At 72.0% G+C, this 22,980-nt stretch carries 24 protein-coding genes and 1 tRNA gene; 16 read left to right on the plus strand and 9 right to left on the minus strand.

Annotation, left to right across the window (positions count from 1 at the left end; translation table 11 throughout):
* Positions 1-214 precede the first annotated feature (214 nt).
* From ACFU9E_RS20655 to ACFU9E_RS20685, 7 genes are all read left to right on the plus strand, one after another.
* On the plus strand, positions 215-1,672 hold the full coding sequence (locus ACFU9E_RS20655) for an amino acid permease (RefSeq protein WP_380683126.1): 1,458 nt from the start codon (positions 215-217) through the stop codon (positions 1,670-1,672).
* A 54-nt stretch (positions 1,673-1,726) separates the two neighbouring features.
* Positions 1,727-2,158, plus strand: coding sequence for a Mov34/MPN/PAD-1 family protein (locus ACFU9E_RS20660; RefSeq protein ID WP_380683125.1), 432 nt, complete (start codon positions 1,727-1,729; stop codon positions 2,156-2,158).
* Positions 2,159-2,309: 151 nt separating this feature from the next.
* Positions 2,310-2,429, plus strand: a complete 120-nt coding sequence (locus ACFU9E_RS20665; RefSeq protein WP_310593142.1) for a putative leader peptide — start codon at positions 2,310-2,312, stop codon at positions 2,427-2,429.
* A 103-nt stretch (positions 2,430-2,532) separates the two neighbouring features.
* A complete protein-coding gene (locus tag ACFU9E_RS20670) occupies positions 2,533-2,811 on the plus strand; it encodes a MoaD/ThiS family protein (RefSeq protein WP_355370657.1) in 279 nt (92 codons plus the stop codon).
* 85 nt (positions 2,812-2,896) lie between these two features.
* Entirely contained in the window at positions 2,897-3,865 is a 969-nt protein-coding gene (locus ACFU9E_RS20675) for a PLP-dependent cysteine synthase family protein (RefSeq protein WP_380686794.1), read from the plus strand.
* Positions 3,866-4,051: 186 nt separating this feature from the next.
* Positions 4,052-4,243, plus strand: a complete 192-nt coding sequence (locus tag ACFU9E_RS20680; RefSeq protein WP_380686792.1) for a MerR family transcriptional regulator — start codon at positions 4,052-4,054, stop codon at positions 4,241-4,243.
* Positions 4,244-4,439: 196 nt separating this feature from the next.
* Positions 4,440-5,186 carry an MBL fold metallo-hydrolase gene (locus tag ACFU9E_RS20685; RefSeq protein WP_380686790.1) on the plus strand — a complete coding sequence of 249 codons (747 nt, stop codon included), beginning with the start codon at positions 4,440-4,442 and terminating at the stop codon, positions 5,184-5,186.
* 21 nt (positions 5,187-5,207) lie between these two features.
* On the opposite strand, the gene ACFU9E_RS20690 is transcribed toward ACFU9E_RS20685, so the two are convergent.
* The gene (locus tag ACFU9E_RS20690) at positions 5,208-6,125 is read right to left on the minus strand and encodes a branched-chain amino acid transaminase (protein WP_380686788.1); all 918 of its coding nucleotides are present in this window, start codon (positions 6,123-6,125) and stop codon (positions 5,208-5,210) included.
* Positions 6,126-6,267: 142 nt separating this feature from the next.
* Here ACFU9E_RS20690 and ACFU9E_RS20695 point away from each other — a divergent pair, with 142 nt between their 5' ends.
* Positions 6,268-7,296: a LuxR C-terminal-related transcriptional regulator gene (locus ACFU9E_RS20695; RefSeq protein WP_380686786.1), complete on the plus strand. Its 1,029-nt coding sequence runs from the start codon at positions 6,268-6,270 to the stop codon at positions 7,294-7,296.
* A gap of 19 nt (positions 7,297-7,315) precedes the next feature.
* Here ACFU9E_RS20695 and ACFU9E_RS20700 read toward each other — a convergent pair whose 3' ends face one another.
* The 4 genes from ACFU9E_RS20700 to ACFU9E_RS20715 form a co-directional block, all read right to left on the minus strand.
* On the minus strand, positions 7,316-8,605 hold the full coding sequence (locus ACFU9E_RS20700) for an NtaA/DmoA family FMN-dependent monooxygenase (protein WP_380686784.1): 1,290 nt from the start codon (positions 8,603-8,605) through the stop codon (positions 7,316-7,318).
* Complete coding sequence (locus ACFU9E_RS20705; RefSeq protein WP_380686782.1) at positions 8,602-9,666, minus strand: LLM class flavin-dependent oxidoreductase; 1,065 nt, start codon at positions 9,664-9,666, stop codon at positions 8,602-8,604. The genes ACFU9E_RS20700 and ACFU9E_RS20705 overlap by 4 nt, the downstream gene beginning before the upstream one ends.
* A 482-nt stretch (positions 9,667-10,148) precedes the next feature.
* Positions 10,149-11,426, minus strand: a complete 1,278-nt coding sequence (locus ACFU9E_RS20710; RefSeq protein WP_380689401.1) for a PTS transporter subunit EIIC — start codon at positions 11,424-11,426, stop codon at positions 10,149-10,151.
* A 407-nt stretch (positions 11,427-11,833) separates the two neighbouring features.
* On the minus strand, positions 11,834-13,123 hold the full coding sequence (locus tag ACFU9E_RS20715) for a PTS transporter subunit EIIC (protein WP_380689403.1): 1,290 nt from the start codon (positions 13,121-13,123) through the stop codon (positions 11,834-11,836).
* A 379-nt stretch (positions 13,124-13,502) separates the two neighbouring features.
* Between ACFU9E_RS20715 and ACFU9E_RS20720 the strand changes: the two genes are divergently transcribed.
* The 4 genes from ACFU9E_RS20720 (at position 13,503) to rdgB (ending at position 15,883) form a co-directional block, all read left to right on the plus strand.
* Positions 13,503-13,736: a glucose PTS transporter subunit EIIB gene (locus ACFU9E_RS20720; protein WP_063349220.1), complete on the plus strand. Its 234-nt coding sequence runs from the start codon at positions 13,503-13,505 to the stop codon at positions 13,734-13,736.
* Positions 13,737-13,900: 164 nt separating this feature from the next.
* A complete protein-coding gene (gene rph, locus ACFU9E_RS20725; RefSeq protein ID WP_355370628.1) occupies positions 13,901-14,635 on the plus strand; it encodes a ribonuclease PH in 735 nt (244 codons plus the stop codon).
* Between the two features lie 194 nt (positions 14,636-14,829).
* Entirely contained in the window at positions 14,830-15,219 is a 390-nt protein-coding gene (locus ACFU9E_RS20730; RefSeq protein WP_380688110.1) for a hypothetical protein, read from the plus strand.
* Between the two features lie 58 nt (positions 15,220-15,277).
* Entirely contained in the window at positions 15,278-15,883 is a 606-nt protein-coding gene (gene rdgB, locus ACFU9E_RS20735; protein WP_380688112.1) for an RdgB/HAM1 family non-canonical purine NTP pyrophosphatase, read from the plus strand.
* Between the two features lie 63 nt (positions 15,884-15,946).
* Here the strand turns inward: rdgB and ACFU9E_RS20740 are convergent.
* A tRNA-Leu gene (locus tag ACFU9E_RS20740) sits at positions 15,947-16,032 on the minus strand.
* Positions 16,033-16,039: 7 nt separating this feature from the next.
* Positions 16,040-16,759: an HNH endonuclease signature motif containing protein gene (locus tag ACFU9E_RS20745; protein WP_380688114.1), complete on the minus strand. Its 720-nt coding sequence runs from the start codon at positions 16,757-16,759 to the stop codon at positions 16,040-16,042.
* A 388-nt stretch (positions 16,760-17,147) separates the two neighbouring features.
* Here ACFU9E_RS20745 and ACFU9E_RS20750 point away from each other — a divergent pair, with 388 nt between their 5' ends.
* Positions 17,148-19,511: a chitinase C-terminal domain-containing protein gene (locus ACFU9E_RS20750; RefSeq protein ID WP_380688116.1), complete on the plus strand. Its 2,364-nt coding sequence runs from the start codon at positions 17,148-17,150 to the stop codon at positions 19,509-19,511.
* 93 nt (positions 19,512-19,604) lie between these two features.
* On the opposite strand, the gene ACFU9E_RS20755 is transcribed toward ACFU9E_RS20750, so the two are convergent.
* Positions 19,605-20,300: a hypothetical protein gene (locus ACFU9E_RS20755; RefSeq protein ID WP_380690007.1), complete on the minus strand. Its 696-nt coding sequence runs from the start codon at positions 20,298-20,300 to the stop codon at positions 19,605-19,607.
* Between the two features lie 183 nt (positions 20,301-20,483).
* Complete coding sequence (gene bcp / locus ACFU9E_RS20760; RefSeq protein WP_380690005.1) at positions 20,484-20,960, minus strand: thioredoxin-dependent thiol peroxidase; 477 nt, start codon at positions 20,958-20,960, stop codon at positions 20,484-20,486.
* Positions 20,961-21,091: 131 nt separating this feature from the next.
* On the opposite strand from bcp, the gene ACFU9E_RS20765 reads away from it, so the two are divergent.
* The 3 genes from ACFU9E_RS20765 to ACFU9E_RS20775 all read left to right on the plus strand — a co-directional run bounded on the left by ACFU9E_RS20765 (position 21,092) and on the right by ACFU9E_RS20775 (position 22,961).
* Positions 21,092-21,442: a DUF3618 domain-containing protein gene (locus ACFU9E_RS20765; protein WP_380690003.1), complete on the plus strand. Its 351-nt coding sequence runs from the start codon at positions 21,092-21,094 to the stop codon at positions 21,440-21,442.
* 211 nt (positions 21,443-21,653) lie between these two features.
* Positions 21,654-21,956 (plus strand): co-chaperone GroES, encoded by a 303-nt coding sequence (locus ACFU9E_RS20770; protein WP_078881937.1) that lies wholly within the window; start codon positions 21,654-21,656, stop codon positions 21,954-21,956.
* Between the two features lie 189 nt (positions 21,957-22,145).
* Positions 22,146-22,961: an MBL fold metallo-hydrolase gene (locus ACFU9E_RS20775; protein ID WP_380686796.1), complete on the plus strand. Its 816-nt coding sequence runs from the start codon at positions 22,146-22,148 to the stop codon at positions 22,959-22,961.
* The last annotated feature ends 19 nt before the right edge of the window (positions 22,962-22,980 follow it).

The following is a 22,980-nucleotide window of genomic DNA, read 5'->3' on the forward strand; positions in this document are numbered from 1 at the left end:
CCGAGGGCGCGTCCCACCCGTTCGGGCAAGCCCCGGCCACTCGTCCGCATGCTGGACGGGTGGCCGGGGCTTTTCCGTACAAAACGGGCGAAAACCTATCGAGTCATGCTCAAATATCGCTCAGATGGACACCGGTATCCGGATCGTGCGTGGTACGACTGCTGCCCCACCCCCGCGAGTGCCACCCGCGACATCCCATCCAGGACGGTGCAGCATGGCCGAACAGCTCTACGACGAGGTCGTCGACGCCCGACCGGACGAAGAGGGCTACCACCGGGGTCTGGGCAGCCGCCAGATCCAGATGATCGCGATCGGCGGCGCCATCGGCACCGGCCTGTTCCTCGGCGCGGGCACCGCGATCTCGAAGTCCGGCCCCAGCCTGATCCTGTCCTACGCGATCGCCGGCGTGGTGATCTTCGCGATCATGCGGGCGCTCGGCGAACTGCTCACCTACCGCCCGGTGGCCGGCAGCTTCGCCGAGTACGCGCGGGAGTTCCTCGGCCCCTTCGCCGGCTACGTGACGGGCTGGACGTACTGGCTCTTCTGGGTTGTCACGGGCATGGCGGAAACCACCGCCGCGGCCGTCTACGTGAAGTTCTGGGCACCCGGGATCCCGCAGTGGCTCTGCGCGCTCTGCTTCCTGGTGCTGCTCTACGGGGCCAACCTGATCTCGGTGAAGATCTTCGGCGAGATCGAGTTCTGGTTCTCCATGGTCAAGGTCACCGCGATCATCGGCATGATCCTGATCGGCATCGGGGTGCTCACCCTCGGGTTCAGCGACGCCGGCGACACCGCGTCGATCACCCACCTCTGGCAGGACGGCGGCTTCTTCCCCAAGGGCATCGGCGCCACCGTGATGACCCTGCAGATCGTCATGTTCGCCTACCTGGGCGTCGAACTCGTCGGCGTCACCGCGGGGGAGAGCGAGAACCCGAAGAAGACCCTGCCACGCGCCATCAACACCCTGCCCTGGCGGATCGCGCTGTTCTACATCGGCGCCCTGGTCATCATCCTGTCGCTGGTGCCGTGGACCGAGTTCCAGCCCGGCGTCAGCCCGTTCGTCGCCACCTTCGGCAAGATCGGCATCCCCGCCGCGGCCGGCATCATCAACTTCGTGGTGCTCACCGCCGCGCTCTCCTCCTGCAACTCCGGCATGTACTCCACCGGCCGGATGCTGCGCGACCTCGCCCTGCGCGGCCAGGCCCCCGGGCAGCTCACCCGGCTCAACGGCCACCGCAGCCCGGCCGCCGCGATCACCGCCTCCGCGCTGCTGATGGGCCTCGGCGTGGTGCTCAACTACCTCGTCCCGGCCAAGGCGTTCGAGTACATCACCTCGGTCGCCACCGTCTGCGGCCTGTGGACCTGGGCGATGATCCTGATCTGCCAGATCCGCTACCGCCGGGCCTGGAAGGGCGGCCACCTGCCGCCGCCCAGCTTCAAGGCCCCCGGCGGCGTCTGGAGCAGCTGGGCCGCGCTCGCCTTCCTGGTGATGGTGGTCGTGCTGATCGCCCTGGACGCCTCCAACCGGATCTCGCTGTACGTCTTCCCGGTCTGGGCCGTGCTGCTGGTCGCCGGCTACCGCGGGCTGCGGCGCCGCACCCCCGCCGCGGTGCACGCGGTCGCCCACGACCACCTGCACGTGCCGGGCGACGGCGGCACCGGGGCCCGCTGACCGAGCCTCGGACGCCCCGGCGGTCCGCCGCCGGGGCGTGGCTATCCTGGCGCCATGCTGACCATCACCCGAGAACTGCGCGACGCGATCGTCGCCCACGCCCGCGCCGACCATCCGGACGAGGCCTGCGGCGTGGTCGCCGGGCCGGAGGGCAGCGGCCGCCCCGAGCGGTTCATCCCGATGCTCAACGCCGCCCGCTCGCCCACCTTCTACGAGTTCGACTCGGGTGACCTGCTCAAGCTCTACCGGGAGATGGACGACCGGGACGAGGAGCCGGTGATCGTCTACCACTCGCACACCGCCACCGAGGCGTACCCCTCCCGCACCGACGTGAGCTACGCCTCCGAGCCGAACGCCCACTACGTCCTGGTCTCGACCGCCGAGGGAAACGGTGCCGAGGACCCGTACCAGTTCCGCTCGTTCCGCATCGTGGACGGCGTGATCACGGAGGAAGACGTCCAGGTCGTCGAGGCCTATCCGGCCTGACCCGCACCCACCTGGGCGAGGCCCGCCGACCGCCCGCGAGCGGTCGGCGGGCCGTTGCCGTTTTCGGGCCCGTCCCGGCATGAGGGACGAACTCATCCGCATCCCGAGACGGGCATGGAGGAGCGGGCCCGGGAATCTATACGATGAGCCCATGCGTTCCGTCGATGTGAGCACTCAGGCCCCGGGCACCCGCCTCGTGGCGCGCCTGCACATCGACCTGTGCCGGCACGCCGGCGCGATCTGTCCCGGTACGCCGGCGCGCTCGCGCTGAGCCGCCCGTCCGGCCCGCCCGCGGAGACCACCGCCCCGGGCCGCAACGCCCTGCCGCGCCCGCTGCGGCCCACCCACCTCACGACTCGCACAGGAGCGCACCCATGGCCATCGAGGTCCGCATCCCGACCATCCTCCGCACCTACACCGACGGCGCCAAGGCCGTCGAGGGCACCGGCAGCAACCTCGGGGAACTCTTCACCGACCTCGACGCCCGCCACCCGGGCATCGCCGCCCGCCTGCTGGACGGCGGCGAGCTGCGCCGCTTCGTCAACGTCTACCTGAACGACGAGGACGTCCGCTTCCTGGAGGGCATCTCCACCGCCGTCGCCGACGGCGACAGCGTCACCATCCTGCCCGCCGTGGCCGGCGGGGCCCGCTGACCACCAGCCCGCCCCGTCCCGCGCACCGCCCGGGACGGGGCGGGCCGTCCGTACCGAACCCCACCGCCGCCCGCCGGAGGACCCCTTGCGTTACGACAGCCCGCTCGAAGCCGTCGGCAACACCCCGCTGGTCCGCCTGCCCCGGCTGTCCGCCGCGGTGCCCGGCAACAGCGAGGGCCTGGTCACCCTCTGGGCCAAGCTGGAGGACCGCAACCCCACCGGCTCCATCAAGGACCGCCCGGCGCTGCACATGATCGAGCGCGCCGAGGCCGACGGCCGGCTCACCCCCGGCTGCACCATCCTCGAACCCACCAGCGGCAACACCGGCATCTCGCTGGCCATGGCGGCCAAGCTCAAGGGCTACCGGATGGTCTGCGTGATGCCGGAGAACACCAGCGAGGAGCGGCGCGAGCTGCTGCGCATGTGGGGCGCCGAGATCATCTCCTCGCCCGCCGCCGGCGGCTCCAACACCGCCGTGCGGATCGCCAAGGAGACCGCCGCCGAGCACCCCGACTGGGTCATGCTCTACCAGTACGGCAACCCCGACAACGCCGGCGCCCACTACACCGGCACCGGCCCCGAGATCCTCGCCGACCTGCCCACCGTCACCCACTTCGTGGCCGGCCTGGGCACCACCGGCACCCTCATGGGCGTCGGCCGCTACCTGCGCGAGAAGGTCCCCGGGGTGCGGATCGTCGCCGCCGAGCCGCGCTACGACGACCTCGTCTACGGCCTGCGCAACCTCGACGAGGGCTTCGTCCCCGAGCTGTACGACGCCGAGGTGCTCACCACCCGCTTCTCGGTCGGCTCCGCCGACGCCGTCCGGCGCACCCGCGAACTCCTCCAGCAGGAGGGCATCTTCGCCGGCGTCTCCACCGGGGCGATCCTGCACGCGGCGATCGGGGTGGGCCGCAAGGCCGCCCAGGCCGGCGAGCGCGCCGACGTCGTCTTCGTGGTCGCCGACGGCGGCTGGAAGTACCTGTCCACCGGCATCTACACCGCCGAGTCCACCGAGGCCGCCGTCGAGGCGCTGCAGGGCCAGCTCTGGGCCTGACCGGTCCGCAGGGCCGGCGCCGGGCCTGACCGGTCCGCGGCCCCGGCCGCGACCACCGGGTTTTGTCCGCATCCTGCTTCCGGTTCGTCACGGTTCGACCACGGTCCCCGCTCCGGGACCGGGGTCGGCCCGGCGCCCGGAAAGGCTGTTCACGAACGTCCCGCCACGCACCAGCGGAGGTGACCCGTGAGCCGCAGCACCGACCTGTGGTCGTACACCGAGATCGCCCGCCACATCAACGTCCGGCCCGAGACCGTGCGCACCTACCGGCGGCACCGCCTGCTGCCCGAACCGGATCTGGTCGACGCCGGCGGGCACCCCCGGTGGTACCCCGACACCATCCGCGGCTGGGCCCGCCGGCGCCCCGGCCACCGCTGACGCGCCACCGCGGCGCCCCGCCCCCGGCTCCCCGGCGTTCTGGTGATTCCAGCCACAGCACGGCACGGAGACGGGGGCAAAGTGCCGCTCCGCCCTTACCCTCGACAACACGCGCAGGGCAGCGCCTCCGGCCGGCATTCCCGGCCCGCTGTCATGACCAGCGGCAGCCAGGACGTGTCGGGGCGGAGGGGCTCGGATGAAACTGACCGTGGTGGGGTGCTCGGGGAGCTTCCCGTCGGCCGACTCGCCGTGCTCCAGCTACCTGGTGGAGGCCGACGGCTACCGCGTCGTGCTCGACCTCGGCAACGGGGCGCTCGGCGCCCTGCAGAAGTACGTCTCGATCTACGACGTCGACGCCGTGCTGCTCAGCCACCTGCACGCCGACCACTGCATCGACCTGTGCGCCTACTGGGTCGCCCGCAACTACCGGGCCGAGGGCTGTCCGGATCCGATGCCCGTCTACGGCCCGGCCGGCACCGCCGCCCGGATGGCCCGCGCCTACGACATGCCGGAGAACCCCGGGATGAAGGAGGTGTTCGAGTTCCGCACCCTCACCCCCGGCCGCTTCGACCTCGGCCCGTTCCGGATCGGCGTCGCCCAGGTCAACCACCCCGTCGACGCCTTCGCCTTCCGGCTCGAACACGCCGGCCGCAGCCTCGTCTACTCCGGCGACACCGGCGAGAGCGCCGAACTCGTCGAGCTCGCCCGGGACACCGACCTCTTCCTGTGCGAGGCCGCCTACCTGGACGGCCGTGACACCTACCGGGCCGTCCACCTCAACGGCCGCGAGGCCGGCGAGCACGCCACCGCGGCCGACGCCCGCCGGCTCGTCCTCACCCACATCCCGCCGTGGACGGACGCCGAGCTGAACCGGCGGGACGCGGCGGCGGCCTTCTCCGGACCGGTCGACATCGCCCGGCCCGGCGCCGTCTACGAGCTCTGACCCACCGCACCGGCGTCGGGCTCACCCCACGTACGTCAGCCAGTGCCGGTAGCGCCCGTCCACGCCGGTCACCGCCGCCTCGTAGGCCGCCCGCAGCCGCGCGGTCAGCGCTCCCGGGACGGCCGGCAGCTCCCGGTCGTCCAGCGAACGCACCGCCACCACCCCGGCCGCCGTCCCGCACACGAACACCTCGTCCGCCGTGTACAGGTCCGAGCGCAGCAGCGGCTCCACCCGCACCGGCACGCCCAGGTCGCGGGCCAGTGTGAGCAGGGTGTCCCGGGTGATCCCCTCCAGGGCGCCCGCGCTGGTCGGGGGAGTGCGCAGCACCCCGTCGCGGACGGCGAACACGTTCTCGCCGGTGCACTCGCTCACCGCGCCGTCCGGGCCGAGCAGCAGCGCCTCGTCGTAGCCCGCGTCGGTCGCCTCCCGGCGGGCCAGCACCGAGTTCAGGTAGGGGCCGGTCGCCTTCGCGGCGGGCGGCACCGCGTTCGGGTCGGTCCGCCGCCAGCTGCTCGTCTTCAGCCTGATCCCGCCCTCGGCGTCCGGGAGTTGGGAGTGCCACGGCCAGCTCGCGATCGCCGTGCCGGTCGGCGCGGACCGCATGTCCAGGCCCATCGTGCCGTAGCCCAGGAAGGCGAAGTGCCGCAGGTAGCAGGAAGGGTGGCCGTTGGCCCGGACCAGGTCGAGGGTGGCCACGGCCAGTTCGTCCACGCCGTACGGCAGTTCCATCCGCAGCATGCGCGCGCTGCGCTCCAGCCGGCGCAGGTGCTCGGGCAGCCGGAACACCGCCGGGCCGTCCGCCGTGGCGAACACCCGGGTGCCCTCCAGCACCCCGGTGCCGTAGTGCAGGCCGTGGGAGAGGACGTGCGTGGTCGCCGCGTGCCAGGGCACCAGCGCGCCGTCCAGCCAGATCGTCGAAGCCTCGGGAAGAGCGGTCATGGGCGCCATCCTGACCACCGGACCGCCGCCGGTCAGCGCTCGGAGCGCTGCCGGAACCGGCCATGACCGGGAGCGGAAGCGGCCCGTCTCGCAGGGTGGAAACCCCGGGCGCACGGACCCGGGCCGTCACTAGGCTGCGCCGATGGAGAGCCCCGCCGACCGGGACGCCACCCGGCTCTACGCCCTTCTGCTCGCCGAACCCGGCCGCCCGCCCGCCGGATTGCTCCCCGACTGGGACGAACACCGGATCGCCGCCGCCACCGCCGAGCTCCTCGCCCTCGGCCTGCTCCAGCCCGCCGCGGCCGGCCGCGCCCCGGACCAGGCCCGCGACCACGCCCGCGACCACGCCGGCGGCGAGGCCGCAGTGTCCGTGGACACCGCCGTCCGGCAGCTGCTGCTCGACGCCGACCGGCAGGTCGCCGAGCTGGTCGGGGCCCTGCACCGGGCCCGCGACACGGTGGACCGGCTGCACACCGGCTACCTGCCCGTCCAGGAACGGCACCGCGCCGGCACCGCGCTGGAAGTCGTCCGCGGCGCCGAGCGGATCGCCGCCCTGCTGGAGGACGCCGCCCGCGGCGCCCGCGCCGAGGCGCTCTCGCTGCGCCCCGGCCAGGACCTCTCCGGTCCGGCGCTGGCGGGCAAGCTCGCCCGCGAACGCCTCGCCCTCGCGCACGGCGCCGCGCTGCGCACCATCCACCCGGTGGCCGCGCTGCGCCGTCCGGCCGTGCTCGGGCACGTCCGGGAGCTGACCGCCGCCGGGGCGCGGATCCGGGTGGCCCATTCGCTGCCGCTCTGGCTGATCGTGGTGGACGCCCGGCTGGCGATCCTGCCGGCGCCGGGAGCCGGCCCCGGCGGGGACGCCCCGGTCGCGGAGGCGGCCGTGGTGGTGCGTGAGCCGGCACTGGTGGCGCTGGTCGCCGAGCTGTTCGAGTACTTCTGGTCGGCGGCCTGGACGCCTGCCGAACTCCTGCCCGAGGGAGATGTGATGACGGAGCGTCAGAGTGAGGTGCTGCGGCTGCTGGCGGCCGGGCGGACCGACGCGGCGATCGCCCGCAAGCTGGAGCTGTCCGAGCGGACGGTGCGCCGGCTGGTCGCCGAACTGACCGCCGGCCTGGGCGCGGAGAGCCGCTTCCAGGCCGGCGTGCACGCCGCCCGGCTGGGCCGGGTCTGACGGTTCCCGCCGGGCGGGGTCAGCGCCGTCCGGGGACCGGCAGGCCGAGGTGGTCGCGCAGCGTCGTGCCGGTGTACTCGGTGCGGAACACCCCGCGCTCCTGGAGCAGCGGCACCACCTTGTCGACGAACTCGTCCAGCCCGCCCGGGGTGAGGTGCGGGACGAGGATGAAGCCGTCCGCGGCGTCACTCTGGACATGCCGGTCGAGCTGGTCGGCGACGCTCCGCGGGGTGCCGATGAAGCTCTGCCGGCCGGTCACCTCGATCACCAGCTCACGGCTGCTGAGCTTCTTCTCGGCGGCCACCGCGCGCCACTTGGCGGCGATCTCCAGCGGGTCGCCGAGCGAGGTGCGGCCCTGGACGAGGCCGGAGTCGCGGACCGGGTCGACGGCCGGCAGCGGGCCGTCCACGTCGTGGTCGGAGAGGTCGATGCCCCAGACCTGCTCCAGGTAGTTGATCGCGGTGGCCGGGCTCACCTGGGCGCGGCGGATGGCGGCGGCCCGTTCGACGGCCTCCTCCTCGGTGTCGCCCAGCACATAGGTGACCCCGGGCATGATCTTCAGCTCGTCCGGCTTGCGCCCGTACCCGGCGAGCCGCCGCTTGACGTCCGCGTGGAAGGCCTGGCCGGCGGCCAGGGTGGAGTGCCGGCTGAAGATCACGTCGGCGGTGGCGGCGGCGAACTCGCGGCCCTCGTCGGAGTCGCCGGCCTGGATCACCACGGGGTGGCCCTGCGGCGGCCGGGGTACCGAGAGGGTGCCCTCGACGTCGAACTGCGGCCCCTGGTGGCGGACCGGCCCCTCGCCCGCCGCGTCCCAGAACGCCCGGGCCAGCGCGACGGACTCGGCGGCCCGGGTGTAGCGGTCGGCGCGGTCGAGGTAACCGCCGCGGCGGAAGTTCTCGCCGGTGAAGGCGTCGGAGGAGGTGACCACGTTCCAGGCGGCGCGGCCACCGGACAGGTGGTCCAGGGAGGCGAACCGGCGGGCCAGCTCGTAGGGCTCGTTGAAGGTGGCGTTGACGGTCGCGGCCAGCCCGAGGTGGGTGGTGACGGCGGCGAGCGCGCCGAGCACGGTGATCGACTCGGGGCGGCCGACCACGTCCAGGTCGTGGATCCGGCCCTTGACCTCGCGCAGCCGCAGGCCCTCGGCGAGGAAGAAGAAGTCGAACCGGCCGCGTTCGGCGGTCGCGGCGAGGTGGCGGAAGGAGTCGAAGGCGATCTGGCTTCCGGAGGCCGGGTCGCTCCACACGGTGGTGTTGTTGACGCCGGGGAAGTGCGCGGCGAGGTGGATCTGCTTGAGCGGGCGGTCCGTCATCGGGTCACCTCGGCGGTCACGGGGGTTGCGGGGGAGGAGGGGGAGGCGGGCGTGGGGATGGTCGCGGCGAGCGCGTAGCGGCTGGCGGGGCGGGCCAGGCCGAGGTGCTCGCGCAGGCTGCGACCGGTGTAGCCGGTGCGGAACAGGCCGCGCTCGCGCAGCGCCGGTACGACGCGGTCGGCGATCGCGGCGAGGTCGCGGGCCGGGTCGGCGGGCACCAGGTGGAAGCCGTCGACCCCGCCGCCGCCCTCGGTGACCTCGGCGATCAGGGCGGCGGTCGCGGCGTCGTCGGGGAGCGCGGCCGGGATCCGGGCCAGGATCCGCAGCGCCTCGCCGCCGCGCAGCCGCAGTTCGGTGGCGGCGGTGAGCCGGGTGGCCCGGTCGGGGGCGTCCAGCAGGACGACGTCGGCGTAGCGGGCCGCGGTGGTGACCCGGGCACGGCCGCCGGGGCCGGCGTCCGGGGCGAGGTCGGCGGCGGTGACGGTGACCGCGACGACCGGGCGGCCCTGTGGTGGGCGGGGGGTGGTGGAGGGGCCGCGGACGGAGAAGTGCGGGCCCTCGAAGTCGATGTGGTGGAGCTTGGCGCGGTCGACGAACCGGCCGGTGGCGGTGTCCCGGATCTCGGCGTCGTCCTCCCAGCTGTCCCAGAGCCGGGTGGCGACCTCGGCGGCGTCGGCGGCCTCGGCCCAGAGCTCGTCGGCCGGGGCGGTGCCCTTGCGGCCGAAGGCCCTGGCCTCGGCCTCGGTGTCGGAGACGCCGACCAGCCAGCCGGCCCGGCCCTCGCTGACCCAGTCCAGGGTGTTGACCGAGATGGAGGTGTGGAACGGCTCGGTGTGGGTGGTGGTGACGGTCGGGACCAGGCCGAGGCCTTGGGTGACCGGGGCGAGCCGGGCGAAGGTGGCGAGCGCGTCGAGCCGCCGCGGTTCGGGGGCGTAGGAGTCGTCGAGGGTGACGAAGTCGAGGGCGGCCCGTTCGGCGAGCCGGGCGAGGGCGGTGAAGTGCGCGGCGTCGACGTGGCCGGGGCTGTCGAGGGCGGCGGAAAGGTGCAGCTGGCGGGGCATGGGCGGCCTTGACTTTCCTGGGACGGAAGCGGGGCGTGCGGTGGTCGCGGAGCGGCCCGCGGTCCTGGGGACGGTCCCGGGGACGGGGCGGGCGGGTGTGCGCGGGCACGGGCCGGCCCGCCCGGGGTGCGGGCGGGCGCGGGTGACGGGGTGGTGCGGGGGCCGGGGCGCGGCGGGGACGTCAGCCGGGCGGCGGCGGGGGGAACGCTCGGGTCAGCCGCGACACGCCGCGGACCACACGCGACCGAAGTCGATGTGGCTGCGGGTCACCAGCGGACGGGGGGCGTTCACCGCTTCAGTTGACCAGCGGGTCCGTGGATCCGTCAACCACCGTCTCAGCGGGCGGCTGCCGCGGTGGACACCCGGGGAGCCGGTCGCGGGCCCGCGGACCGCCTCGGCCGGGCACGCGAACGGCCCCGCCCCGCCACCCGGGGAGCGGGTGGCGGGGCGGGGCCGTGAGCGGCTTGCGGGTGGTGCGGGCGTCAGGCCTTGGTGACGTCCTCGATCTCGTCGTCGTCCTCGCGACCGGGGGTCTTGAGGTCGAACTTCACGATCGCGAAGCGGAACAGGAAGTAGTACAGCGCGGCGAACGCCAGGCCCAGCGGGATGATCATCCACGGGTCGGTGGCCTTGCTCCAGGCGAGCAGGTAGTCGATCAGGCCGCCGGAGAAGGTGAAGCCGTCGTGCACGCCGAGCGCCCAGGTCACGGCCATCGAGACGGCGGTGAGGAGGGCGTGGATCACGTACAGCAGCGGGGCGATGAAGACGAAGGAGAACTCGATCGGCTCGGTGACACCGGTCACGAAGGAGGTCAGCGCCAGCGACAGCATCATGCCGGTGACGGCCTTGCGGCGGTGCGGCTTGGCGGTGTGGGCGATGGCGAAGGCGGCGGCCGGCAGGGCGAACATCATGATCGGGAAGAAGCCCGACATGAACTGTCCGGCGGTCGGGTCACCGGCGAAGAAGCGGGTCAGGTCGCCGTGCACGACGGTGCCGTCGGCCTTGGTGAAGTCACCGGTCTGGAACCAGGCGTAGGAGTTCACGAACTGGTGCATGCCGACCGGCAGCAGACCGCGGTTGACCAGGCCGAACGCGCCGGCGCCGAACGCGCCGGCCCCGATCAGGGTGTCGTTCAGGCTCTTGATCGCGTCACCGATGGGGCCCCAGGTCAGGGCGAACACGACACCGACGGCGGTGCCGACGAAGGCCATGATGATCGGGACGAGGCGGCGGCCGTTGAAGAAGCCGAGCCAGTCGACCAGCTTGGTGCGGTGGTACTTCTGCCACAGCACGGCGCTGAGCAGGCCGATCACGATACCGCCGAGGACGCCGGGGTTCTGGTAGGTCGCGGGGACCCACTTGCCGTCGGCGATGTGGCCCTCGGTGATCGGGAACGCGGTCAGCACGTTCTTGTAGACCAGGAAGCCGACCAGCGCGGCGAGGGCGGTCGAGCCGTCGGCCTTCTTGGCGAAGCCGATGGCGATGCCGACCGCGAAGAGCAGCGGCAGGTTGTCGAAGACGCCGTTGCCCGCGGTGGCGAAGACCGCGGCCACCTTGTTCCAGCCGAGGCCGTCCTTGCCGAAGACGTCGTCCTGGCCCAGACGCATCAGCAGACCGGCGGCGGGGAGAACGGCGATGGGCAGCTGGAGGCTGCGGCCGATCTTCTGCAGACCCTGGAGCAGGTTCTGGCCGAACTTCTTGGTGGGGCTGGGTGTGGCCGGAGCCGTGGCGGGCGCCGGTGCCTGCGCAGACTGACTCATGGGGGTGGGTTCCTAACGGCAAGGGCGGGTCGGTCGGGAGAGGGTGCACAGGGGGCCGAACCGCGAACTGGTCTACACCACACGTGGTGTAGACCAGTTTTGTAGCACGGGTGGAGGAGGGGCGGAACCCTTGAAAGCGCCGCAGCTGAGAAGCGCTATGAAATCGAAACCTACTTGCGGATCAACGATCTTGATTACCCGCCGTGATTGGCATTTTGGCTATTTGCGCAACAAAAAGCCGGGGCGGCCGGACGCTCCACGGCAGGTCACCGGCTCGTCACCGACTGCCCGTCCGGGCAGCGTCGGTGGGCGTTCGCACCGGGACCATCGGCCCGGCCCGGATATGGCGAAGGCCCCCGGACGGGCGGTCCGGGGGCCTTTTCGGATTCGACGCGGTGACGCTCGGTTTATGCCTTGGTCACGTCCTCGACCTCGCTCTCGTCCTCGCGTCCCGGCGTTTTCAGGTTGAATTTCACGATGATGAAGCGGAAGAGGGCGTAGTACACGGCGGCGAAGCCGAGGCCGATGGGAATGATCAGCCACGGCTTGGTGGCCAGGCCCCAGTTGATCACGTAGTCGATCAGGCCGGCCGAGAAGCTGAAGCCGTCGTGCACCCCCAGCCCCCAGGTGACGGCCATCGACGCGCCGGTCAGCAGCGCGTGCACGGCGTACAGCGCCGGGGCGATGTAGGCGAAGGAGTACTCGATCGGCTCGGTGACGCCGGTCACGAAGGAGGTCAGGCCGACCGAGAGCATCAGGCCGTAGATCTCCTTGCGCCGGTGCGGCTTCGCCGAGTGGGCGATCGCCAGCGCGGCGGCCGGCAGCGCGAACATCATGATCGGGAAGAAGCCCGACTGGAACTGTCCGGCGGTCGGGTCGCCCGCCAGGAAGCGCGGGATGTCGCCGTGCACGATCATGCCGTCGGGCTTGGTGTACTCGCCGAACTGGAACCAGACGAAGGTGTTCAGCAGCTGGTGCATGCCGATCAGCAGCAGGGCCCGGTTGGCCACGCCGAAGATTCCCGCACCGCCCGCGCCCAGGTCGGCGAGGGTCTGGCTGAAGGAGTTCAGCCCGCGGCCGATCGGCGGCCAGACCCAGACCGCCACGACGGCCAGCAGCATGCCGACCAGCGCGGTGATCATCGGCACCAGGCGGCGGCCGTTGAAGAAGCCCAGCCAGTCGACCAGTTTGGTGCGGTGGAACCGTACCCAGAGCCAGGCCGACATCAGGCCGAGCAGGATGCCGCCCAGCACGCCGGGGTTCTGGTACGTCGCGGCCGCCGCCTTCGCCGAGGTGTAGTCCACGCACTGGTCGCTCACCAGGACGGTCGGCGGCTTGCAGTGCTCCGGGAAGGCGTGCAGCACCCGGTAGTAGACGAGGAACCCGACCACCGCGGCCAGCGCCGTCGACCCGTCGGCCTTCTTCGCCATGCCGATCGCGACGCCGATGCAGAACAGGATGGGCAGGCCGAACGAGGAGTCCAGCAGCGCGCCGCCGGCCGCCGCGAACACCTTGGCCACGTTGTCCCAGCCCAGCCCGTCCTTGCCGAAGACGTCGGGCTGTCCGAGCCGGTTGAGGATGCCGGCGGCGGGGAGCACCGCCACCGGCAGCTGGAGCGAGCGGCCCATCTTCTGGAGGCCGCCGTAGAAGGTGTGCCACCACGTCGCCTGCGGTGCCGTGGCGCCTGCCGAACTCATCATTCGCCCTCCGGGTGCGGTGGCCGGCCGACGGGCCCCGCCGGGGCCCGGGGGCGGGGCCGGGAACACCCGGGGCCCTTCCTGCGTTCATCGGAGTACACATATATTGGTGTAGACCACTTTTGGGACGCAGGCCGCGCGCCGGGAGACGGCCCCACTGCTCGTCATCCTCGGACGTCGGTCCGGGGGATGCGCGCCGAAATGGGCCAAAAGTGGACTAACGTGGCATATCGGTTCGGCTCGGGTCATGCTGGTCGCGCTGCTCCGGCAGCACGCCACGGCACGACCGACCACTGACCCCGCGTCACCGCGACCGAGGTCACCGCGCAGGACGGCACCCGGCAGAGCAGCCGACGGGCCGAGACAGAGGGAGAAAGCAATGGCCAGCAAGGCTGAGAAGATCGTCGCCGGTCTGGGCGGCATCGACAACATCGAAGAGGTCGAGGGCTGCATCACCCGCCTGCGCACCGAGGTCAAGGACGCCTCCCTGGTCAACGAGGCCGCGCTGAAGGCCGCCGGCGCCCACGGCGTCGTGAAGATGGGCACCGCGATCCAGGTCGTCATCGGCACCGACGCCGACCCGATCGCCGCCGACATCGAGGACATGATGTGAGCTGAGCCCACCAGGCTCGCTCCCGCGGCCCGCCGACCCCACCGGGGCGGCGGGCCGCGGTACGTCCGGGCACCGGGAGCGGTCCGTCCGGGCAGACCCGGACGCCTCGGGACGCCTCGGGGCGTACCCGGAGCACCGGCCGAAACCGACTACGCTCGGTGCCTATGTCACGCATCGACGGCCGCACCCCCGACCAGCTCCGCCCCGTCACCATCGAACGGGGCTGGAGCAAGCACGCCGAAGGCTCCGTCCTCATCTCCTACGGCGACACCAAGGTGCTGTGCACCGCCAGCGTCACCGAGGGCGTCCCGCGCTGGCGCAAGGGCAGCGGCGAGGGCTGGGTCACCGCCGAGTACTCCATGCTCCCGCGGGCCACCAACACCCGCGGCGACCGCGAATCCGTCAAGGGCCGGCTCGGCGGCCGCACCCACGAGATCAGCCGGCTCATCGGCCGCTCGCTGCGCGCCGTGGTCGACCACCGCGCGCTCGCCGAGAACACCATCGTCCTCGACTGCGACGTCCTCCAGGCCGACGGCGGCACCCGCACCGCCGCCATCACCGGCGCCTATGTCGCGCTCGTCGACGCCGTCGGCTGGGCCCGCGAGCGCAAGCTGCTGCGCGCCAAGGGCAAGCCGATCACCGGCGGCGTCAGCGCCGTCAGCGTCGGCATCATCGACGGCGTCCCGATGCTCGACCTCCAGTACGAGGAGGACGTCCGCGCCGAGACCGACATGAACATCGTCTGCACCTCCGACGGCCGCTTCGTCGAGGTCCAGGGCACCGCCGAGGGCGCGCCCTTCGACCGCGCGCTGCTCGACCAGCTGCTCGACCTCGGCACCCTCGGCTGCGCCGAGCTCGACGAGGTCCAGCGCAAGGTCCTCGGTGAGCTGGAGGGCTGACGCCGGGGGCACGCCTTTTACCCCCTGAGGTACCGGTTCCGCTTCGGTTTCCGGAAATCCCCGGGCTCCGGGCCAGGCCGCTGTACAGGCCGGGTCCGGAGCCCGTACGGTTCCGGCAGCACCCGTTGCGGGAACCGCGCACCCCTCAGCGCGCGTCCTTCCCTTCCGGATACCCGCGCACCGAGGAGGACCGGATGCCCCAGAGCATCGCCCGCCCCACCATGCTCGCCGTGGCCGGCCTGATCGCCATCCTCCCGCTCAGCGCGGTCAGTTGCTCCGCCGCCCAGAAGGCGATCGACTGCGGGAACACCGCCGTGAAGATCACCGGCGACATCAACGAGGTCAGCAGCGCCTACAACAACGCGAGCAACGACGCGGCCGCCGCCGGCGAGGCGCTGCAGAAGCTGAAGAACGACCTCGACCAGCTGGGCAAGAACTCCAAGGACACCGACGTCGCCCAGGCCATCACCGACCTCGGCACCCAGGTCGACAAGGTCCAGCAGGCGGTCAACAACAAGCAGGTGCCGGACTTCAAGCCGCTGGGTGACGCCGCCTCGAACCTCACCAAGGTCTGCACCGGCTGACACGGCTTCACCCGGGACGGCGCCGGATCGCGCGGTTTGCTCGGTTTAGGGTGGATCCATGACCACTCGACTCATCCTCGCCACCCGTAACCAGCACAAGGTCGCCGAACTGCGTGACATCCTCGGCGACGCCGGCCTGGACGTCGAACTGGTCGGGGCCGACGCCTACCCGGAGATCCCCGACGTCCCCGAGACCGGCGTCACCTTCGCCGAGAACGCCCTGCTCAAGGCACACGCCCTGGCCCGCGCCACCGGCCTGCCGGCCGTCGCCGACGACTCCGGCCTGTGCGTGGACGTGCTGAACGGCGCCCCGGGCATCTTCTCCGCGCGCTGGTCCGGCAAGCACGGCGACGACCGCGCCAACCTCGACCTCCTGCTCGCCCAGCTCTCCGACATCGCCGCCGAGCACCGCGGCGCCCACTTCTTCTGCGCCGCCGCCCTCGCGCTCCCCGACGGCACCGAGCGCGTCGTCGAGGGCCGCCTCCTCGGCACCCTGCGCACCGCCCCGGCGGGCGACGGCGGCTTCGGCTACGACCCGATCCTCCAGCCCCTCGGCGGGACCCGCACCTGCGCCGAACTCACCCCCGCGGAGAAGAACGCCATCAGCCACCGCGGCCAGGCCTTCCGCGCCCTCGCCCCGGTGGTGAAGGACCTGATCGGCTGACCCCCGGCCGACACGAAGGCCCGCCCCGGAGATCACTCCGGGGCGGGCCTTCGATTTTAAGGCTGGTGCGGCCTGAGGGATTCGAACCCTCACGGGATTTCTCCCACGGGCACCTAAAACCCGCGCGGCTGCCCTTTCGCCAAGGCCGCAAGGCCTTCAGTCTAGGCGCTCGCGGGGTGCGGGGACACCGTCATTCCGGCTCGTCGGGCGGCCTCGGCGGGCATGGCCGGCGGACTCCGTCCGGCGGTTCTTGTTCCGTCCGCAGTAGGTGTCCGTGACGGCATGACAGTTCGGGCAGAGCAGTCGGAGGTTGTCCGGGCGGTTGTCGGACCAGTCTCCGTTGACGTGATCCACCTCCAGGGTGAGCGGGCGGCCCCGCCACTCGGGCCCGGTGCCGCAGCCCGCGCACAGTTCCGGCCGGCCCAGTTCGGCCAGCGCCAGGCGGATGCGGGAGCCGGGCAGCCGCTTCGCGTCCGGCGGGCGCTGGACCAGGACGTCCTCGGGGGAGAGTCGTCGCGCCGAACGCTTGCCGCGGCTGTGGGCCTGCCCGGTGAAGTGCGAGGTGTCGATGCCGAGAGCCTTGATCCGGCGCCCGATGTGTGCCTGCGTGCCGCCGGCCTGCCGCAGACGCAGGTGGCGCACCACGCCGGCGACGCTGTGCGAGGCGTCGACGGCCTCCTGGAGGAGCTCGCGGGTGTAGACGCTCCCGGTCGGGCGGAAGTGCGAGGTGTCGACGCCGAACGCGGTCAGCTTGCGGCGCAGGTACTTGCGGCGGTCGGTGTCCGGCTCCTTGCCGAGCGCGATCAGCATCTCGTCGAGCGACGCGGCGGTCGACGCGACGTGCGCGAGCAGTTCGCGGGTGTATTCGACGGCCATGGCGTTCCCCCTCCGGGCGCGTGCGGGCCCCGTCCCCGTGGGGGTGAACGAGTGGCGGGGCGTTCGGTCACGGGGTGGCCGGAGGGAGGTGGGGCGGGTGGGGTTGGTGGGGCGTCAGGGCGGTGCCGGCAGGAGGCCGTTCGACCGGGGATGTTGGGGAAATGATTACCAATTGGTCCAGACCTATTGACCTATGTGGTTCAGACCACATAGCTTCGGCGCCAATCTGCTTTCCCCCACGTGCGTGCTCCCCCACAGGCACGCGCCGGCACTCTGCCCGGAGGACCGAGTGTTGATCCGATCCACGGCGGAGCGGCGTCCCACCGCTGCCCGTCGTTCCACGAGCCCGGCGGCCCGCGCCGGCCTGGCCGCGCTGGCGGGTGCCGCGATGGCCGGCCTGCTGGTGGCCACGCTGGGTGCGGCGCCCTCCCAGGCGTCCGCCACCGTCGACAACGCCGCGTGTCGGCCCGACGGCCTCTACACCACGCCCGGTGTCGACGTCCCGTACTGCAGCGTCTACGACACCAACGGCCGCGAGAAGATGGGCGCGGACCACCAGCGCCGCATCATCGGCTACTTCACGAGCTGGCGCACCGGCCAGGACGGCACCAAGCCGTACCTGGTCAGCGACATCCCGTGGGACAAGGTCACCCACCTCAACTACGCGTTCGCCCACGTTGGTTCCGACAACAAGCTGTCGGTCGGCACGGACAACGAGAAGAACGCGGCCACCGGGATGTCCTTCCCCGGGGTGCCGGGCGCCGAGCTCGACCCGTCGCTGCCCTACAAGGGGCACTTCAACCTGCTGACGAAGTACAAGAAGCAGTACCCGAACGTCAAGACGATGATCTCGGTGGGCGGTTGGACCGAGACCGGTGGGTACTTCGGGGACGACGGCAAGCGCGTCAACTCCGGCGGCTTCTACTCGATGACCGTCAACCCGGACGGCAGCGTCAACCAGGCGGGCATCGACACCTTCGCCAACTCGGCCGTCGACTTCATCAAGAAGTACGGCTTCAACGGCGTCGACGTCGACTACGAGTACCCGACCTCGATGAAGGACGCCGGCAACCCGCTGGACTGGCAGCTCGCCAACGGCAAGCGCGCCTCGCTGGCCAAGGGCTACGCGGCGCTGATGAAGACGCTGCGCGAGAAGCTGGACCGGGCCGGCGCCGCCGACGGCAAGCACTACCTGCTCTCGGTCGCAGCTCCGTCCTCCGGCTACCTGCTGCGCGGCATGGAGACGTTCCAGATCGCGCAGTACCTGGACTACGTCGACATCATGTCGTACGACCTGCACGGGTCCTGGAACAAGTACGTCGGTCCGAACGCCGCGCTGTTCGACGACGGCAAGGACGGCGAGCTGGCGGCGGCCAACGTCTACGGCACCGGCCAGTACGGCGGCATCGGCTACCTGAACGCCGACTGGTCGTACCACTACTTCCGCGGTGCGATGCCGGCCGGCCGGATCAACGTCGGCCTGCCGTACTACACCCGCGGCTTCAAGAACGTCCAGGGCGGCACCAACGGCCTCTGGGGCACCGCCGCCGCGACCACCTGCCCGGTCGGCTCCGGCCTGACCGCGTGCGGTGACGGCGCGGTCGGCATCGACAACATCTGGAACGACAAGGACGACGCGGGCAAGGAGTCCCCGGCCGGGTCGAACCCGATGTGGCACGCCAAGAACCTGGAGAAGGGCATCGTGCCCGACTACCTCTCCAAGTACGGCGTGACCGACACCGCCCTGCAGGGCAGCTACGTCCGCAACTACAGCTCCACCCTGGTGGCGCCGTGGCTGTGGAACGACAGCAAGAAGGTCTATCTGTCCACCGAGGACGAGCAGTCGATCGCCGCCAAGGCCGACTACATCGTCAACCAGGGTGCCGGCGGCACGATGATCTGGGAGCTCGCGGGCGACTACAAGTGGGACGCCACCGCCAACGGCGGCAAGGGCCAGTACGTGCCCGGCGACACGCTGACCTCGCTGATGTACGACAAGTTCAAGGCCTCCTCGCCGTACGGCGCGACCCGCTCGACGATCGCGCTGCCGCAGCAGACCCTGCCGATCGACGTGTCGTTCACCAACTTCGCGCTGGGCGACTCGAACTACCCGATCAACCCGAAGATCCACATCGTCAACAACTCGACGACGACCCTGCCGGGCGGCACCGAGTTCCAGTTCGACTACAGCAACTCGGCCCCGGGCAACGCCAAGGACCAGTCCGGCTTCGGCCTGACCGTCATCCGGCAGGACCACACCGGCACCGGCAACGTGGGCGGCCTCAAGGGCACCTACAACCGGGTCTCGGTGAAGCTGCCGGGCTGGCAGTCGCTCGCGCCGGGCGCGTCGATCGACATGGACTTCGTCTACTACCTGCCGGTGTCGACCCCGTCCAACTGGACGGTCAACGTGGGCGGCACGCTGTACGGCCTCAAGGGCGACCTGACCCGCGGTGCGGTGGACGGCGGTACGACCCCGCCCACCACGCCGCCGACCACCCCGCCGACGACGCCTCCCACGACGCCGCCGACCACCCCGCCCACCACGCCGCCGACCACTCCGCCCACGACGCCGCCGACCACGCCGGCCGGTTGCGCGGGTGCGCCGAGCTGGGACGCGGGCACCACCTACGCCACCCCGACCAAGGTCTCCTGGAAGGGCCACTACTACCAGAACAAGTGGTGGACCAAGGGCGACGACCCGAGCGCCAGCGGCTCTTGGGGTGTCTGGAGCGACCTCGGCGCCTGCTGATGACAGCGGTCGCCTGAGGTGAGAGACGGCGGTGGCGGTGCACCCGGTCGGGGGGTGCGCCGCCACCGCTGCTCTTCCGGTTCCGTCGCGGGCCTACTTCTCGATGTCGCCGCGCATCTTGGCGAACAGGGCGGCCGCCTCGGCCGGAGTGGTCCTCGGGAACAGCGCGACGCCGGCGGTGGAGGCGTCGGACCAGCCGCAGACGACGTCGGTGGTGGGCGCCTCCGGCAGCTTCAGGCACTCCAGCGAGCCGCCCAGCGGTCCGGCGGCGAACGGGGTGGCGGTGGTCGGGGTGCCGGTCGAACCGTTCTGCAGGGCGTAGTCGATCATGCCGCGCCAGAGGTGCTCGCGGCGCTTGGCCGGGTCCTCGGGGATGTTGTCGACGGCGATCAGCAGGATCCGGCGGCCGGAGGTCTGCCCGGGGCGGTCGTAGTTCGCGAGCACCATGTGCATGTTGTCGCGCATCTCGCCCGGGTCGACGGCGACGTCGGAGACCGCGTCCTGGCCGATGGTCTTGGCCAGCCCGCCGGCCGTCATGGGCCCGACCACCTGCCGCTTGCCGGCCGGGGCCGGGGAGGAGGGCTTGGCGGTCGTGGTCGCGGTCGTGGTCGGCTGAGCGGTCGCGGTCGCGGTCGCGGTCGCGGTGGCGGTGGCAGTCGGCTGAGCGGTCGGTTGCGCCGTCGCGGTGGCCGGCGGCGGTGCGGCGGTGTCGTCGTTCTCCGGCCCGCAGGCCGTCAGCGCGAGCGCCGCGACGATCGCGCCGGCGACGGCGACACGGGCGGTGGACACGGATCTGGCACTCTGCACGGCTCTGCTCCCCTGACAAGGACGGGCCCGGGCCGCTGGCGCCCGGTGGAACAGAACGCTAGGGGGCGCCGGGGTCCCTCCGACAGGTTCCGGGCAGAGCGCGGACAGCACCGGGACACGGCGGTGACGAAGTGTCACGCGCCGCCGCCGTGTCCGGACGGCGCGTCAGGCCGCCTCGACCTTGAGGTCGCGCAGCAGCTTGGCCACGTGGCCGGTCGCCTTGACGTTGTACAGCGCGTGCTCGACCTTGCCCTGCTCGTCCACGATCACGGTGGAGCGGATCACGCCGGTGACGGTCTTGCCGTACAGCTTCTTCTCGCCGAACGCGCCGTAGGCCTCCAGCACCTTCTTCTCCGGGTCGGAGAGCAGGGTGACCTTGAGGTCCTCGGCCTCGCGGAACTTGCCGAGCTTCTCCGGCTTGTCCGGCGAGATGCCGATGACGTCGTACCCGGCGCCGGAGAAGACCTCCAGGTTGTCGGTGAAGTCGCAGGCCTGCTTGGTGCAGCCGGGGGTGAGCGCGGCCGGGTAGAAGTAGACGATCACCTTGCGGCCGAGGTGGCCGGCGAGGGACACCTCGTTGCCGTCGGCGTCGGGCAGGGTGAAGGCGGGCGCGGTGTCACCGGGCTGGAGACGCTCACTCACGGGGTTTCTCCTGGTGCTGGACGGGCGGTCGTACCACGGCAAACTTACCTCCGATGGTGGGTGGGGCCGCGCGGCCCCGCGTGGCAGCTGACACACTGGGTCAGTCGCACAGGACGAACATCGTGAATGGGGTGGCCCGAGTGGGCGAGGCGAGCAGTACGGACAAGTCGGCGCGGACGACCGCCCAGATCGAGGCGGACATCTCCCGGACCCGCACCCAGCTGGCGGCGACGCTGGACGAGCTCGCCGTGCGCGTGCACCCGACCACCATCTCCGCCCAGGTCAAGGCGAAGGCCGTGGCCGCCGTCGAGGAGAAGGCCGGCCGGGCGTACGTGGCCGCGAGCGGTCTGGTGGAGCAGGCCCGCGCGCAGTTCGTGGACGAGAAGGGGCAGCCGCGCAAGGAGCGGATCGTCCCGGCCGCGCTGGTCGGCGTCGGCCTGGTGCTGCTGGTCGCCTCGGCGCGCAGGCGCCGCAAGCGCTGAGTCACGACCGCACCTCCCGGGCCGGGCAGCCGCTGCCCGGCCCGCGCCGGTCCGCCGGTCCGCCCGCGGCACCGGGCTGGCGTCACACGCCGCGCCCGGGAGCGGTACCTTCGGGGTCGTGAGTACGAACGACGAACCGACCCAGCAGTCCCTGCCCGGCGCGGGCGACGCGCCGCGTCACGACCGGCTCGGCGAGAAGCTGCCGATCAAGATGCTGCACGACCGCGTGCTGGTGAAGACCGAGGCCGGCGAGGGCGAGCGCCGCTCCACCGGCGGCATCCTGATCCCGGCGACCGCGGAGATCTCCAAGCGCTGCGCCTGGGCCGAGGCGGTCGCCGTCGGCCAGAGCGTGCGCTCCGTGGAGCCCGGTGACCGGGTGCTCTACGACCCCGAGGACAAGCTGGAGGTCGAGGTCCGCGGCGCCACCTACGTCCTGCTGCGCGAGCGCGACCTGCACGCCGTCGCCGCGATGCGCTTCGGCGACACCGAGGGCTCGACCGGGCTGTACCTGTAGTCGCCGAGCGGTTCTCCCCGGTGGGCCGCCGTGCCGTGGGCGCGGCGGCCCACCGGCCTTTCCGCAGGTCCGTCCCGGCGTGGTGGTAGCGTCGCCGGAGGGGATGGTCCGGGCAGCGGGACGGGGGACGGCATGGGGACTTCGCCGATCGATTTCGGTGGCACGGCTCCGCGGGTGCGGGGACTGGACGTGCGGTGGATCCACGGGTCGGAGTCGGCGAAGCACAACACCGATCCGGACATCCAGGTGCACGAGTACGACGAGCACACCTTCGTGCTGCGGCAGAACATGGCGGTGAACTACGAGGCGCCGTTCCTGTTCCTGCTGTTCGGCAACGAGCGGGCGGTGCTGATCGACACCGGGGCCACCGCCTCCGCGGAGTACTTCCCGCTGCGGGAGACCGTCGACGGGCTCGTCGCGGACTGGCTGGAGCGCAACCCGAGGGACGGGTACGAGCTGCTGGTGCTGCACACCCACGGGCACGGGGACCACGTCGCGGGGGACGGGCAGTTCGCGGACCGGCCGGACACCCGGCTGGTGCCCGCGGACCGGACCACGGCCTGGGCGTTCTTCGGGTTCGACCGGGACGCCGACGCCGTGGCCCGGGTGGACCTCGGGGGCCGGGTGCTGGAGTGCCTGGCGACGCCGGGGCACCACGAGGCGGCGGTGACCTTCCACGACCCGTGGACGGGGTTCCTGCTCACCGGAGACACGGTGTACCCGGGGCGGCTCTACATCCAGGACTGGGCGGCGTTCGGCCGGTCGATCCGCCGGCTGATCGACTTCTGCGAGGCCCGGACGGTCACCCATGTGCTCGGCTGCCACATCGAGATGAGCGTGAAGCCGGGGGTGGACTACCCGATCCGGTACACCTACCAGCCGCACGAGGTCCCGTTGCAGCTGACCGTCGGCCATCTGCGGGAGATCCGCGCGGCGCTGGACGCGATCGGCGAGGTGCCGCGGCGGCGGGTGTTGCCGCTCTTCATCCTGTCGCCGAACACCTGAGCAGCCCCTAGGATCCGCC

It is taken from the genome of Kitasatospora sp. NPDC057595 (genome assembly GCF_042800875.1).
Classification (GTDB): Bacteria; Actinomycetota; Actinomycetes; order Streptomycetales; family Streptomycetaceae; genus Kitasatospora.

What these genes read in the sequence shown, in the direction of transcription:
- ACFU9E_RS20655 (WP_380683126.1), top strand. Translation starts at nt 215, where the DNA reads ATGGCCGAACAGCTCTACGACGAGGTCGTCGACGCCCGACCGGACGAA.
- ACFU9E_RS20660 (WP_380683125.1), top strand. Translation starts at nt 1,727, where the DNA reads ATGCTGACCATCACCCGAGAACTGCGCGACGCGATCGTCGCCCACGCC.
- ACFU9E_RS20665 (WP_310593142.1), top strand. Translation starts at nt 2,310, where the DNA reads ATGCGTTCCGTCGATGTGAGCACTCAGGCCCCGGGCACCCGCCTCGTG.
- ACFU9E_RS20670 (WP_355370657.1), top strand. Translation starts at nt 2,533, where the DNA reads ATGGCCATCGAGGTCCGCATCCCGACCATCCTCCGCACCTACACCGAC.
- ACFU9E_RS20685 (WP_380686790.1), top strand. Translation starts at nt 4,440, where the DNA reads ATGAAACTGACCGTGGTGGGGTGCTCGGGGAGCTTCCCGTCGGCCGAC.
- ACFU9E_RS20690 (WP_380686788.1), bottom strand. Translation starts at nt 6,125, where the DNA reads ATGACCGCTCTTCCCGAGGCTTCGACGATCTGGCTGGACGGCGCGCTG.
- ACFU9E_RS20695 (WP_380686786.1), top strand. Translation starts at nt 6,268, where the DNA reads ATGGAGAGCCCCGCCGACCGGGACGCCACCCGGCTCTACGCCCTTCTG.
- ACFU9E_RS20700 (WP_380686784.1), bottom strand. Translation starts at nt 8,605, where the DNA reads ATGACGGACCGCCCGCTCAAGCAGATCCACCTCGCCGCGCACTTCCCC.
- ACFU9E_RS20705 (WP_380686782.1), bottom strand. Translation starts at nt 9,666, where the DNA reads ATGCCCCGCCAGCTGCACCTTTCCGCCGCCCTCGACAGCCCCGGCCAC.
- ACFU9E_RS20710 (WP_380689401.1), bottom strand. Translation starts at nt 11,426, where the DNA reads ATGAGTCAGTCTGCGCAGGCACCGGCGCCCGCCACGGCTCCGGCCACA.
- ACFU9E_RS20715 (WP_380689403.1), bottom strand. Translation starts at nt 13,123, where the DNA reads ATGAGTTCGGCAGGCGCCACGGCACCGCAGGCGACGTGGTGGCACACC.
- ACFU9E_RS20720 (WP_063349220.1), top strand. Translation starts at nt 13,503, where the DNA reads ATGGCCAGCAAGGCTGAGAAGATCGTCGCCGGTCTGGGCGGCATCGAC.
- rph (WP_355370628.1), top strand. Translation starts at nt 13,901, where the DNA reads ATGTCACGCATCGACGGCCGCACCCCCGACCAGCTCCGCCCCGTCACC.
- ACFU9E_RS20730 (WP_380688110.1), top strand. Translation starts at nt 14,830, where the DNA reads ATGCCCCAGAGCATCGCCCGCCCCACCATGCTCGCCGTGGCCGGCCTG.
- rdgB (WP_380688112.1), top strand. Translation starts at nt 15,278, where the DNA reads ATGACCACTCGACTCATCCTCGCCACCCGTAACCAGCACAAGGTCGCC.
- ACFU9E_RS20745 (WP_380688114.1), bottom strand. Translation starts at nt 16,759, where the DNA reads ATGGCCGTCGAATACACCCGCGAACTGCTCGCGCACGTCGCGTCGACC.
- ACFU9E_RS20750 (WP_380688116.1), top strand. Translation starts at nt 17,148, where the DNA reads ATGGCCGGCCTGCTGGTGGCCACGCTGGGTGCGGCGCCCTCCCAGGCG.
- ACFU9E_RS20770 (WP_078881937.1), top strand. Translation starts at nt 21,654, where the DNA reads ATGCTGCACGACCGCGTGCTGGTGAAGACCGAGGCCGGCGAGGGCGAG.